The organism is Enterococcus sp. 12C11_DIV0727 (genome assembly GCF_002148425.2).
Taxonomy (GTDB): Bacteria; Bacillota; Bacilli; order Lactobacillales; family Enterococcaceae; genus Enterococcus_L; species Enterococcus_L lemimoniae.
This window is the reverse complement of sequence record NZ_CP147248.1, coordinates 2,023,586-2,037,883: the sequence shown is the minus strand read 5'-3', so window position 1 is coordinate 2,037,883 and position 14,298 is coordinate 2,023,586. Positions and strand designations below refer to the sequence as shown.

9 protein-coding genes are annotated in these 14,298 nt (G+C 38.2%); all 9 read left to right on the top strand.

All coding sequences use genetic code 11. The annotated features are described in order from the left end of the window. Positions 1–16: 16 nt before the first annotated feature. The 9 genes from A5866_RS09760 to A5866_RS09720 all read left to right on the top strand — a co-directional run bounded on the left by A5866_RS09760 (position 17) and on the right by A5866_RS09720 (position 14,071). Complete coding sequence (locus A5866_RS09760; RefSeq protein WP_086443657.1) at positions 17–340, top strand: hypothetical protein; 324 nt, start codon at positions 17–19, stop codon at positions 338–340. 283 nt (positions 341–623) lie between these two features. Continuing rightward, complete coding sequence (locus tag A5866_RS09755; protein WP_086278068.1) at positions 624–1,337, top strand: WxL domain-containing protein; 714 nt, start codon at positions 624–626, stop codon at positions 1,335–1,337. A gap of 853 nt (positions 1,338–2,190) precedes the next feature. Then, positions 2,191–6,675: a glutamate synthase large subunit gene (gene gltB, locus A5866_RS09750; RefSeq protein ID WP_086443659.1), complete on the top strand. Its 4,485-nt coding sequence runs from the start codon at positions 2,191–2,193 to the stop codon at positions 6,673–6,675. A 5-nt stretch (positions 6,676–6,680) separates the two neighbouring features. Continuing rightward, the gene (locus tag A5866_RS09745; RefSeq protein ID WP_086443660.1) at positions 6,681–8,129 is read left to right on the top strand and encodes a glutamate synthase subunit beta; all 1,449 of its coding nucleotides are present in this window, start codon (positions 6,681–6,683) and stop codon (positions 8,127–8,129) included. Between the two features lie 211 nt (positions 8,130–8,340). Continuing rightward, on the top strand, positions 8,341–8,610 hold the full coding sequence (gene rpsO, locus A5866_RS09740) for a 30S ribosomal protein S15 (protein WP_010770485.1): 270 nt from the start codon (positions 8,341–8,343) through the stop codon (positions 8,608–8,610). 213 nt (positions 8,611–8,823) lie between these two features. After that, the gene (gene pnp, locus A5866_RS09735) at positions 8,824–10,938 is read left to right on the top strand and encodes a polyribonucleotide nucleotidyltransferase (protein ID WP_086443661.1); all 2,115 of its coding nucleotides are present in this window, start codon (positions 8,824–8,826) and stop codon (positions 10,936–10,938) included. Positions 10,939–11,121: 183 nt separating this feature from the next. Continuing rightward, a complete protein-coding gene (gene mreC / locus A5866_RS09730) occupies positions 11,122–11,982 on the top strand; it encodes a rod shape-determining protein MreC (RefSeq protein ID WP_176271382.1) in 861 nt (286 codons plus the stop codon). A gap of 7 nt (positions 11,983–11,989) precedes the next feature. Then, complete coding sequence (gene mreD, locus A5866_RS09725; RefSeq protein ID WP_086443662.1) at positions 11,990–12,499, top strand: rod shape-determining protein MreD; 510 nt, start codon at positions 11,990–11,992, stop codon at positions 12,497–12,499. A 246-nt stretch (positions 12,500–12,745) separates the two neighbouring features. After that, positions 12,746–14,071 (top strand): coiled-coil domain-containing protein, encoded by a 1,326-nt coding sequence (locus A5866_RS09720; RefSeq protein ID WP_086278082.1) that lies wholly within the window; start codon positions 12,746–12,748, stop codon positions 14,069–14,071. Positions 14,072–14,298: the final 227 nt, after the last annotated feature.

Below are 14,298 nucleotides of genomic sequence, written 5' to 3'. Positions count from 1 at the left end.
TTCAGAGGTGAGTAAAATGAGAAAAATCATTGGATGTTGTATAGGGCTATTGTTCATACTGTGGCTAGTTACTCCTTATCAAATGAATGCAGAAGAATTAAGTCGAACTGACGCCGCGATTTCGTTTGAAGAAGCACAAATAACGGATAAAGGAAAATTACCAGCCACATATGTACCAGAATTGAAGGTAGTATCTAACAGAGGTGTATTGCCTTCTACAGGTGAATTAGTTCAATCTTTTATTATCTTATTATTAGGCATATTTGGATTGATCCTGTTTATGGGTATCCACAGTATGAAACGAATTTATGATTTATCAAAAGGGGAATCGAACATATGAATTTTTTATGGATATATATTTTGGGAGGGACAAGCATATTAACGCTGCTAATATTTTTAGTGACTTTTTCAAAGGATGTTTTTTTAGTGAAATGCCTGAAAAAAAGGAAAAGGAGTTTGTGGTTAAATGGATCATTTTTAGCCATTACTTTTATTAGTATTAGTTTAGTCATCTATCTATTTATCTTGTTGAGAGATCAAATCCAACTACTTGGCTAATAGAAGACTGAATTTACAATAGTAACTGCTATCAATTTATTCACCAATAAGAAAGGTGATAAATTTTGAAAAAATTACTTGCTTTAACACTCGTATCTGCAACTGTTTTAGGGTTTGCAGCACTTCCAGCTAATGCTGCTGAGGTTGATAAAGACACATCTGATTTAGGAATTCAATTTGATACAGACGGTCCTGTGAAACCAGGGCCTGGTCCATACAAAGATAATTTAGCTTTGGTGTGGACACCTTCTAAGTTCGATTTTGGAAAACAAAAAGCTGTAGGCAATTCTGCTACATACAGCAATACGATACAGGGTGATCAGTATATTGTCGTGAATGATGACCGAAAAGGTGAAGAAGATGATCAGGGAGTTGTAACAACATCAGGATGGAAAGTGACAGCAACGTTATCAAATCTTGTTTCTACAGATGCTGCAGCAACAAATTTACCAGCTAACTTAACATTTGGGTTAACTGCGCCACAAGCCTACGACATTGGTGAAGTGGATCCAGATACAAACGACTTTTTACCAAATCCGATTGAGGGGAATCTTAGTACTCTTGCTGAGCCGAACAATATTGTAGTTGGCAAAAATGTTGCGTTAGAAGCGGGTAGCACATCAGCGGTAGAAATTTTAGGAAAAACCAAAACAGATGCTATGAAAGATGGTTTTGCTACAAAATTAACAGATACTAAATTAGTCGTTACGTCAAGCACTGGTGCTGAAGGTAAAAAATTTAAAGGTGCGGTAACGTGGAGTCTAGATAACACATACTAAAAAAATATATAAATACTAAATATAAAGGATAGATGTGAGTAAATTGGTAGCAGTTAGTGTTGTAAATTTAGTCTAATATAATCAATTAAAAAGAGGGAGTTTGATTGTTCTTGGTTTGGAGTGCATAAATTTCTTGGAAAATAATGGCATATCCGAATGACAATCGGTTGAATGAATAACTTTAAATGGTAAAAAGGACACTTTGGTAGTAATCAAAGTGTCTTTTTGTAAATTTTTTTATTGAAGAATTTGGCAATAGTCGATCTTGTTAACTAGTAATGCAATTGATGGTTAAAGCATACAATGATGTAATTATGACGTCATAGGAATCTAAAGTAGTTGGTCGCGGGTCACTGCTTATGAGAATAACTTGTATGCTAAAAATAGTTCAAAATACCCAAGATAGTAAACCTCTTCCGTATAGAGTTAAAAAAAGCCAATAGCACTCAATTAAAAATAAGTAAAAATCATGCCGTGATTAATGTGCTAGATAAGTACGCGCATGTGAACTTTACTGAAAACGAGAACGTTCACATAGAAAAATTGAAATAAAATGGATAAAAATTTTAGGAGAATGCTTATTTTTAATTTTATGTTAGATAAAATAGTTTGGTTAGCTTCATACTCTCGCTACATCAATAGAATGATTTGTTTGTAGCTTTTGGATGTGGGCATTTTTGCTAGATCATTTTCAATTTTTTGATACCAGAAATGTATCCACAATCATGATAGATCTTTATATTTGTAATTTTATATTTGCAATTTATATGCTATAATCCGAAATATAAAATTTAGGTTAAATTATTATGTCAAAAGTTTAATTTTCAGATTATTCAGAAAAAGAGGGTTTTATATGAAGATGATAAGTAACCAACAAACGATGTATGATTCATCATTTGAAAAAGACGCTTGTGGCATGGGCTTTATCGCCCAAAAAGACGGACAAGCATCAAGAAAATTAGTCGAATATGCGTTAACGATGTTAAAGCGGATGAACCACCGCGGAGGAACTGGTGCAGAACCCAATACAGGTGACGGTGCGGGGTTATTGATGGCAATGCCAGCCGGTTTTTTTGCAAAAGAAGCCCAAAAAAATGAAATTTCATTACCAGAAAAGGGACAGTACGCTGTAGGTATGTTTTTTTTGCCAAAAGAAAAAGACAAACGGGAATTATTGCAACAGTCGATTATTGCTGATATTTCTGAATCAGGGTTCAATACTCTTTGGGCTAGAGAAGTACCATATGCTTTTCATCAATGTGGGCGTGGTGCTCAAAAAGTAATGCCAAGTTTTGTGCAATTGTTCATTGAAAAGCCAAGAGGTATCTTGTCAGAACGAGTATTCGAAGATCAGCTATATCGTTTGCGTCGAGCGTTAGAAAAAAATTATTCATCTGAAGAAATGACTATTTGTAGCCTATCAAGTCAAACCATCGTTTACAAAGGTATGTTGCATGCGTATCAAGTAGGACTGTTTTTTAAAGACTTACAAGATCCTGATATGCAGACGAGTATTGTTTTGACGCATTCACGTTTTTCTACAAACACTTTTCCTAGCTGGAGCCGCGCCCAGCCTTTCCGCTTTTTGGCGCACAATGGTGAAATCAATACGTTACGCGGGGCTGAAAATTGGATGCATAGCCATCAGATTGAAGTGTATGATGAAGAAAATTCGGATTCTGCTAAGCTAGAAAACTGCTTAGAGTATCTTTATAGAAATGGACGGGACATTCCGCATGCCTTAATGATGATGGTGCCAGAGGCTTGGTCTAAAGAAGCAAAACTTTCAGAAGAATTAACAGCGTTTAACGAGTACAACGCTAGCTTTATGGCTCCTTGGGATGGTCCAGCAGCACTTTGCTTCACCGATGGCAAGTTTGTAGGGGCTGCTTTGGATAGAAATGGGCTACGTCCATCAAGATATTCAATTACCTCAGATGGGATAGTAGTGGTAGCTTCTGAATCTGGTGTTGTTGACTTGCCTGTTGCAACAGTGATTGAAAAAGGTGTTTTGGGTCCAGCAGAGATGTTTATTGTGGATACGACAACAGGAAATATTATAAAAAACGAAGAAATCAAAACATATTATGCTAAGCAACATCCATATAAAGAATGGTTGGAACAACAGCTTATTTCTGTTGATCAGTTAGAAAAAGAAGAAGAGGAATCACTCTATTCGGAAGATGAATTATTAGCAATGTGGAAATTATTTGGCTACACAGATGAAGTTATTCGCACCTTGTTGCTGCCAATGGCAGAAAAAGGCGAAGAACCAGTTGTATCCATGGGCTTTGATTCGCCATTAGCGATTTTAAGCGATAAACCGCAGTCATTATTTACGTATTTTAAACAGCAGTTTGCACAAGTTACTAATCCGCCGATTGATGCAATTCGTGAAAAAATGGTGATCGGAACGGAATTGTTCTTAGGAAAAGATGCAGATATTCGTATAGATCAAAAAATGAATTGTTGTAAATTGAAAATTGATAGTCCGATTTTGAGTACAGAACAATATCAAAAAGTAAAGAGCTTATCGGATGACTATCGAAAAACAATGGTTCAATCTATCTTATATGATGCGACAAGTCAGGATAGAAATAGTCTGCAAAGTGCGATGGAGACCTTCTTTTCCGAAGCCGAAACAAAAGTGAACCAGGGGGCAACCATTCTTATTTTGTCAGATCGAGGAGCGGGCAAGCAACAGCGTCCGATTCCTATCTTATTAGCAGTGTCTGGGTTACATAATTATCTGGTAAAACAAGGCAAGGGAGCGGCAGTGTCTCTTGTTGTTGATACTGCGGAAGCGTGCGAAGTGCATCATTTTGCAATGTTAATCGGCTACGGAGCAAGTGCAATCCATCCTTATGGAGCCTATGCTACTTTACGTCATTTTGATCGAAAAAAACAGCTTGAAACCTATCGCAAAGCATGTGAAAAAGGATTGATAAAGGTGATGTCGCGGATGGGGATTTCGACAATTGCTGGATATCAAGGTGCACAGCTATTCGAAGCAGTAGGTATTTCTTCTTCCGTTGTCGAAAAATATTTCACTGGAACAGCAACACGTATCGGTGGGCTTTCATTGGTACAAATCGAGCAAGAATATGCTCAGCGATATGAGGAAGCTTTCGGAGCCGAGGCAAAAGATTATCTAAAATCTGGTGGTAGTTACCAATATAAAGCAGATGGTGAACACCATTTATTTAATCCCGAAACGATTTATAATTTCCAACGTGCCGTTCGCTCAGGAGATTATCAGCTTTACAAAGAATATGCGAATCAGATAAATGCGGATATGGTAACCACACCTACCACGTTGCGTGCGATGTGGTCTTTCAATCAGGTGAATGAAGCAATTTCTATTAATGAGGTTGAGCCTGCAGAAGAAATTGTAAAGCGATTTAAAGTAGGTGCCATGTCTTTTGGCTCTCTAAGTGAAGAGGCACATACTTGCATCGCAGAAGGTATGAACCGGATTGGCGCGAAGTCCAATTCTGGAGAAGGGGGCGAAGATCGGCGTCGGTTTAAACCACTGGCGGATGGACGCAATTTAAATAGTAAAATCAAACAAGTAGCTTCTGGAAGGTTTGGTGTCAACGCTGAATATTTAATGAGTGCAGAAGAAATTCAAATTAAGATGGCACAAGGTGCAAAACCAGGAGAAGGGGGCCAATTACCAGCAAATAAAGCATTCCCCTGGGTTGCGGAAATTCGTGGCTCAACTCCAGGCGTTCAATTGATTTCACCGCCGCCGCATCACGATATTTATTCCATCGAGGATTTGGCGCAATTGATTTATGACTTAAAAACAATCAATCCATATGCCCGCATCAATGTAAAGTTAGTTTCTAGTACTGGGGTTGGCACAATCGCTACAGGCGTCGTAAAAGCTGGGGCAGATGTGGTAGTTGTTTCTGGTTATGATGGCGGGACAGGAGCATCACCACGAAACTCTGTTAGAGATGCTGGACTGCCATGGGAGATGGGAATTGCTGAAGCGCACCAAACACTAATGATGAATGGTCTTAGACAGCGTATGAGTCTTGAAACGGATGGGAAATTAATGACGGGTAGAGATATTGCTGTTGCGACGTTACTAGGAGCTGAGGAATTTAGTTTTGCCTCTTTAGCTCTTGTTGCAGTAGGCTGTGTCATGATGCGTGTTTGTAGTTTAAATACGTGTCCTGTCGGTGTAGCAACACAAAAACCAGAACTACGGAAATTTTTTGCTGGCAAACCAGAATACGTGATTAATACTATGATGTTCTTAGCGGAAGATTTACGTGAAGTGATGGCTGAACTCGGATTTAAAACCGTTGAAGAAATGATTGGGCACGGAGAATGTTTACGTCCACGTTTTACTGCAAAAGGTAAAGCAAAATCATTAGATTTCTCTCGTATGATTGGAAAATCGTTAGGAATTGAAAGAAAAGTCACCGACCCATTTTCAGAAAAACGGCAATGGCAATTACTAGATGATTATGCACAAGCTTCTATTGAAGCGAATCAAAAAATTAAAGTAAGTAAAACTATTAATAATGTGCAACGCTCAGTTGGTGCCCGAATGGGAGGGTGGATTGCGGAACGGTTTGGGAATTATAGTGTCACACCTGGGTTATTGAATTATACGTATACAGGGATTGCCGGACAGAGTTTTGGTGCGTTTATTACGCAAGGAATGTCGTTGCGATTAATTGGAGAAGCAAATGATTATGTTGCAAAAGGATTAAGTGGAGGACGTATTATTATCGTTCCACCAGAAGATGCTGCTTATGACAGTGAAAAATCACCAATTGTCGGAAATGTCGCTTGTTTTGGTGCCAATCGTGGAGAAGCATTCTTTCGGGGAATGGCTGGTGAGCGTTTTTGTGTCAGAAATAGTGGGGCAAATGTAGTAGTTGAAGGCATTGGTGATCATGGCTGCGAATATATGACAGGTGGTATCGCAGTTATCTTAGGAAAAACAGGTCGTAACTTTGGTGCAGGAATGTCAGGTGGTGTTGCCTATGTTTATGATCCAACACAGGAACTTGCAGAAAAATGCAACACTGAAATGGTTGAGCTATTTTCTATTGGTGAAAGTGGGCATGATGAGGACTTAAAAGAACTTATTGAAAAACACTATCGCTACACAGATTCAATAAAAGCAAAAATGCTATTGGATGATTGGGAAAATCAAATGCTGAATTTCGTCAAAGTATACCCGACGGAATACCACAAGATGATGAAGATGACAGAAAAAATCCGTGAAGAGGGATACGAAGGTAATGAATTGATGCTTCGTGCATTTGAATTAGTTGTTGGCATAGACGTAGTAACGCAAGAAGGGAAGGGATAATTCATATGGCAGATCCATTTGGTTTTTTAAAGTATCCAAAGAAAGAAAATCCTTATCGCGAGATTAGCGAACGAATTTATGATTGGCAGGAATTACAAATACCACTTTCTGAAAAAGATCGACAAGAACAAGCTGCACGTTGTATGGATTGTGGGATTCCATTTTGTCATTCAGGAACTTTTTATGGAGGAAAGAGGGCAGTATCTGGTTGCCCTAATGACAATTTAATTCCTGAATGGAACGATTTAGTCTTTCAAGGAAGATATCAGGCAGCATTTGAACGATTGGCAAAAACGAATCCACTGCCTGAAATGACGGGACGTGTCTGCCCGGCCCCTTGTGAAAAAAGTTGTACGGAATCTTTAAACGGTGAAGGAGTTGCTATCCATGATAACGAACGCTTTATCATCGATACAGCGTTTGAAAATGATTGGGTAAAAGCATCAGGGCATCCAGGCAAGTCCACAGGTTTTAAAGTCGCAATTATTGGGAGTGGTCCAGCAGGATTATCGGCTGCATGGCGTTTGAATCAGTTAGGGCATGACGTGACTGTTTACGAGCGAAGCGATCGTTTCGGAGGTCTGTTGATGTATGGAATTCCCAATATGAAATTAGACAAAGGCATTGTACAACGTCGCATTGATTTGATGGCTGATCTAGGTGTAACGTTTATTGCAAATATAGAAATTGGACGAGACATTATGCCAGAAGAGTTAGAAGCGCGTTTTGATCGTGTGATTTTAGCTACAGGTGCTAGTATGCCAAGAGAGCTGGAAATTGAAGGACGTGAGCTTAATGGAGTCAAATTAGCTGTTGATTATTTGACTGAGGTGACTAAAGAGGTATTACAATATGGTAAAAAAACAACAAATCGAGAACTAGAAGGTAAGCATGTGATCGTTATTGGTGGTGGAGACACTGGAAATGATTGCATCGGTTCAGCTGTGCGTCAAGGAGCTGCTTCAGTAACACAATTGGAGATTACCCCAGAATTGCCTATAAGCCGTGACAACAATAATCCTTGGCCGGAATATCCAATGACGAAAAGGACTGGTTATGGTCAAGAGGAAGCCTTAGCTGTTTACAAAAATTCGATTATCAAACATCAAACATCAACAACTAGGTTTATTGGTGCAGAATGTGGGAGTATTGCCGCTATTGAGGTTGTCAAAGTAAATCAATCCTTTCAGCCAATTGATGGGACGCAAGAAACATTAAAGGCCGATTTAGTTCTATTGGCAATGGGTTTTTTAGGAGCAGAAACAACGTTATTTGATGCATTCGATGTTCATAAAATCTATGATGACTACACAACGAATAATGAACGTGTCTTAGTCGCTGGAGATGCTAAAAGAGGCCCAAGTTTAGTGATTTGGGCAGTTCGAGAGGGACGACTAGCTGCAGAAAAAGTAGACGAATCATTGCGTTCATTAAGCATATCTTCAGCGATATAATAATTTGAAAAACACATTTTTTTATTTGATATAGCAGATACAAGAGAAACTAATTTAGTATTTTAACGAGAATCAATCACTACTTATTGACTAAGAAACAACTTTCCTGTAAAGTATAAATGTATGGAAACATACCGTCTTTTACTTGGTTGTGCGAATCACCAACGCATTACTCAGTAGGAAGATGACTATTAAAGAAGAGGTGAAAAACATGGCAATGTCAAAAGAAAAGAAAAACGAAATCATTAGCGAATACGCTCGTCATGAAGGAGATACTGGTTCACCAGAAGTACAGATTGCTGTATTAACTGCTGATATCAATCACTTGAATGAACACGCTCGCGTTCACAAAAAAGATCATCATTCTTACCGTGGACTAATGAAAAAAATTGGTCACCGTCGTAACTTGTTAGCTTACTTACGTAAGACTGACATCCAACGTTACCGCGTATTGATCGAACGTTTAGGATTACGTCGTTAATCAAAAAAGGAAAAGCGAGATTCTTAACGAACCTCGCTTTTTAGCTTATTCAAAAACGACAAAGGTAAAGTAGCCTTAAATTACTAAAAAATAAGTTTCTTTGGAAAGTTTGAATCGAATCTACTAACCAAATAAAAGGACTCAACTTTTTTGAATCTTTTCATTTGTTTAGTAGTAGTCTGACTTTTCCGAAGAACAAAGGAGAACAAAGACATGACAGAAAAACAAGTGTTTAAAACAACTTGGGGCGGACGCCCTTTACAAGTTGAGATTGGTCAATTAGCCAAACAAGCAAACGGTGCAGTATTAGTTCGTTATGGGGATACTGTAGTATTAACAGCTGCAGTCGCTTCAAAAGATGCGAGAGATTTTGATTTCTTTCCATTGACTGTTAACTATGAAGAAAAAATGTACTCAGTAGGGAAAATTCCTGGTGGATTTATTAAACGTGAAGGTCGTCCGAGTGAACGTGCAACACTAACAGCTCGTTTGATCGACCGTCCGATCCGTCCAATGTTTGCTGAAGGTTTCCGTAATGAAGTTCAAATCACCAATACAGTAATGAGCGTGGAACAAGATTGTACACCAGAAATGGCTGCAATGTTTGGTTCATCTCTGGCTTTAGCTATTTCAGATATTCCATTTGACGGACCAATTGCAGGTGTTGATGTTGGTCGTGTGGATGGAGAATATGTATTAAATCCAACCGTTGAACAGTCTGAAAAAACAGATATCGAGTTAACGGTTGCTGGAACGAAAAAAGCAATCAACATGGTTGAAAGTGGTGCTAAAGAAGTTTCAGAAGAAGACATGCTTGGTGCGTTACTTTTCGGGTTTGATGCAATCAAAGAATTAGTGGCATTCCAAGAAGAAATCGTTGCCGCAGTCGGTAAAGAAAAAATGGAAATCAAATTATTACAGGTCGATGCTGATTTGAAAAAAGAAATCTTTGCAGCTTATTATGCTCCAATGAAAGAAGCTGTGATGACAGAAGAAAAATTAGCTCGTGAAGTTAATATCGATGCAATCAAAGGTCAATTAAAAGAAGCGTACGCTGAAAAATTTGCTGGTCATGAAGAGGAAGCACAAGTAGCTAAAGAAGTAAAACAAATTGCAGAAGATCTAGAAAAAGATGTTGTTCGTGAATTGATCACGATAGATAAAATCCGTCCTGATGGTCGTAAATTAGACGAAATCCGTCCATTGGCTTCAGAAGTTGGTATTTTACCACGTGTTCACGGCTCTGGCTTATTCACTCGTGGACAAACACAAGCATTGTCAGTTGTGACATTAGCACCACTTGGCGAACATCAAATTATTGATGGTTTAGGAGTGGAAGACAGCAAACGTTTCATCCATCACTATAATTTCCCGCAATTCTCTGTTGGTTCAACAGGTCGTGCAGGCTCTCCTGGTCGTCGTGAAATCGGTCACGGTGCTTTAGGTGAACGTGCGATGGCGCAAATTATTCCTGAGGAAGCAGATTTCCCTTACATGATCCGTGTAGTATCAGAGGTTTTAGAATCAAATGGTTCATCTTCACAAGCAAGTATCTGTGCAGGTATTTTAGCCTTGATGGATGCTGGTGTGCCAATCAAAGCACCAGTTGCCGGCATCGCAATGGGACTTGTCAGTGATGGAGAAAACTATACGATTTTAACAGATATCCAAGGCTTAGAAGATCATCTAGGAGACATGGACTTTAAAGTTGCCGGAACGCGCGACGGAATCACAGCACTACAAATGGATATCAAAATCCAAGGAATTACGGAACAAATCCTAACAGAAGCATTGACTCAAGCGAAAAAAGCTCGTATGGAAATTCTTGCTGAATTGACATCAACATTAGCTGAACCTCGTCCAGAGTTAAGTAAATATGCACCTAAGATCGAAATGATCCAAATCGCTCCAGCCAAAATCAAAGATGTGATCGGTAAAGGCGGAGAAACAATCAACGGCATTATCGATGAAACAGGCGTTAAGATTGATATCGATCAAGAAGGTAATGTAAGTATTGCTTCTGCTGATGCAGATATGATCAAAAAAGCGATCAAGATCATTGAAGAGTTGACAAAAGAAGTTGAAGTTGGACAAGTTTACTTAGGTAAAGTCGTTCGTATCGAAAAATTCGGTGCATTTGTTAACTTGATCAAAGGAAAAGATGGTCTAGTTCACATTTCTCAATTAGCCAATGAACGTGTCAACAATGTCGAAGATGTTGTGAAACTTGGCGATGAAGTACTTGTAAAAGTTATGGAAATCGATAAACAAGGCCGTGTGAACGTTTCACGTAAAGCGTTGTTGACAGAAGAAAATAAAGAAAAATAAGCAATCGATTGTTGCTTTAGTTTACATGTTTTAAGCAGAGTAAGGCATTTGGCTTACTCTGCTTTTTTGTAAAAATGATTTTATTTAATAAAATTAAGTAAAGAGACACCACAGCTCTTTTGTTTGCTTCTAATTAGTGGTAAAATTATTGCTATCAGTCTAAAGATTATTCGGGGTGTCGATGTGAAAAAATTTAATCCAAATAAAAATATAATTATCACGTTAATCGTAGTGATCATCGTGGTTACTATCATTAGTTTGACCGCAGCTCATAGAGCAAACGATGGGAAGAGCAATCTAGGTCAATCTGCAGTCAACGACAGTGTAAGTTTTGTCGATAAGGTCATTTCATTTCCAGCGAATGTGATCGGTAGCGGAGTCTCATCGATCAGTACATTATTTAACACGTATGATGAAAATGTGCGCTTAAAAGAGCGGATCGATGGTTATGGTGAGTTATCGATTCAAAATGATAATTTAAAAAAAGAAAATGAAACGTTGAAGAAAGAATTAGCGTTAAACGAGACGTTAGGCAATTATGAAAAAGTGACAGCAACTGTTGTGTCACGTTCTCCTGATATGTGGCAAGATCTCCTGATTGTTGATCGTGGATCAAATGATGGGATCGAGCCGAATATGGCCGTGATGGCGCAAAAAGGGTTGATTGGACGTGTCGTTGAAGTCAATGCGACATCATCGAAAGTAGAACTATTAACGTCTAAAAATCAAAATTCAAATCATTTCCCAGTCCAAATCAATTCTGAAAAAGGCGATTCTTATGGATTATTGAAGAATTATGATGATAAGGAAAATACGTTGATCATCAGTCAATTAGTAGGAGATATGGATATCAAAGAAGGCGATATCGTTCAAACATCTGGGTTGGGTCAAAACTCTCCAGCAAACTTGCCAGTTGGTGTGGTTCAAAAAGTTAAACCAGATAGCTATGGCCTAGACCGTGAAGTGTATGTTAAACCTTATGCTGATATGTATGGGATTCCCGTTGTGACGATCATCAAGCGACTAGCTGGAGCGGGGGAATGATGAATAAATGATACGTAAAGAAAATGTTAGATACTATGCGCCTGTGGTTTTCTTTTTACTTATGCTGATTGATGGTCAATTGACTCAGGCTGCCATAAATTTAACGGATAACGTTTATTTTGCGAATGCGCATCTTATGTTATTAGCATTTTTGATGGCAGTTCCCAATTTATCGAAACGTTACCTGTTGATTACGACGTTAGTCTTGGGTATGATCTGTGATAGTTATTATATTGGCATTATAGGGATTTATACAGTAGCACTAGCAGCAACTGTTATGATGATGTATCGTTTCCAGAGAGTAGTTCATACGAATTTACTAACTGCGTTTTTCGGAATGATTATTTTTGTAACGACGTATGAACTAATTGCAGTAGGACTTCAAATTGTTTTTCATCTATCAAACGTTGCTCCACTATTATTTATCACAAAAGTTTTAGGACCAACCTTACTTTTTAATATGTTGATATTTGTTATTTTTTCTTATCCATTAAAGAGATTATTCGTGAATGAATAGTCTTTTTTCTATAGCTGGAGTTAGAGTGTAATATTACAGTCTTCACTAGTAAAACCTATAGTTAAACCGGATTGGCGCTAGTTACAAGCGTTATTTAATTAGCTTACATGAAACAATTTTGTAATATCCTGTTTATCTGTATGTCATACTGCTATGGTACAATTAGCTCGTTGTCAATGAAACTATGACTGAAACAATACTCAGCAATTATAAAATACATAAAAGTAAACACCGGAGGACTTAAGCGTGAAAAAAAGTATATTATCAGCATTGATGGTCTGTTCGATTACTCTTAGCGCAGCTGCTTTGCCAATAGCTGCAGTGGCAGATGACTATGATACAAAGATCGAACAACAAGATGAAATCATCAACGGACTAAAAACGAAAGAATCAGAAGCTGCAACTAAACTAGCCGCAATCGAAGCTGACATGTTGAGTACAGCAACAAAAATCGATGAATTGACCGATAAGAAAAAAACACTTAAAGATGAAATCACAACATTATATGGTGAAATTTCTGATTTAAATGTTCGTATTCAAAAAAGAGAAGTTCAAATGCGTAACCAAGCTCGCGATGTTCAGGTTAGTGGAACGAGTACTAGTTATTTAGACGTTATTCTTAATTCTGAATCAATTTCAGATGCAATTAGTCGTGTACAAGGGATTTCTACATTGGTTAAAGCCAACAATGATCTATTAGAGCAACAAAACTCTGATAAAAAAGAAGTAGAGAAAAAGACTAAAACCGTTGAAACACAAATTTCTGTTCTAGAAACTTCAACAAAAGAATTAACAGATAAGCAAGCTTCGTTAGATACTTTAAAAATTGAGCAAGAGATTGCAAAAAATGATTTAGAAGCGCAACGTTCAACAGAAGAAGGCAAAAAATCTGAATACGTTGAACAAAAAGCAGCTGCTCAAAAGAAACTAGAAGAAGAGCAAGCAAAACAAGTGAAACAAGCAGAAGCGCAAAGAAAAGCTGAAGCTGAAGCCGCTGTAAAACTTGCAGAAGCACAAGCATCAAATCCAGGTCTTGCCAAAACAAATGTTGTAGAAGAAAATGGAACAACAAGTACAACACCTGTTGCACCAACACCTGAAAAACCTAGCGATAATAACACTGGCGGCGGTAGCAGCATTGGGACCGGCGGCGTGTCAGAAGCGAAGAAAAGAGCGGCTCAAATTGCCTTGAATGCTGTTGGTCAGACAAACCCAACAGGTTGGGGACAAAGTGGTGAATGTATCGTAGCTGTACAAAATTGGCTGAATGCAGCCGGTGTCAGATTCTCACCAGGTGGCCCGCATAGTGGGTATACACAATCAGGAGCAGTTCAGGTATCATGGTCTGATGTTCAAGTTGGAGATGTGGTTCAATACGAGAACGCACTTAGTCCAGATGCATGGTTAGATGGTGTTCATACAGTTCTAGTCGTTGGTGTTAACGGCAGTTCAGTTCAAATTGTGGAATCAAATAACCCAGCAGGATCAGGTTATGTATCGACAACTACAGGTTGGACACCAAGTCCATATGCTGCAAACTTTAGAGCAGTTGTCTGGCGTTTCCCAGGATAAACCAATTAAAAAAAACATCCTCATCGACAAAACCATTTTTAGTTTTGTCGATGGGGATTATTTGTATTATATTGTCTAATAAAGTAAGGTATAAGAATCGGTGTAGTTGTTCATATCTTTTTTGATCACAGATCGTTGAATAAATCAGAAATAGAGTTGAAAGAATTGTTTTAGTAAGTACATAGGGTATAAATAGTCTCTATTCCAGTCGTCATGTTTAACTTTCA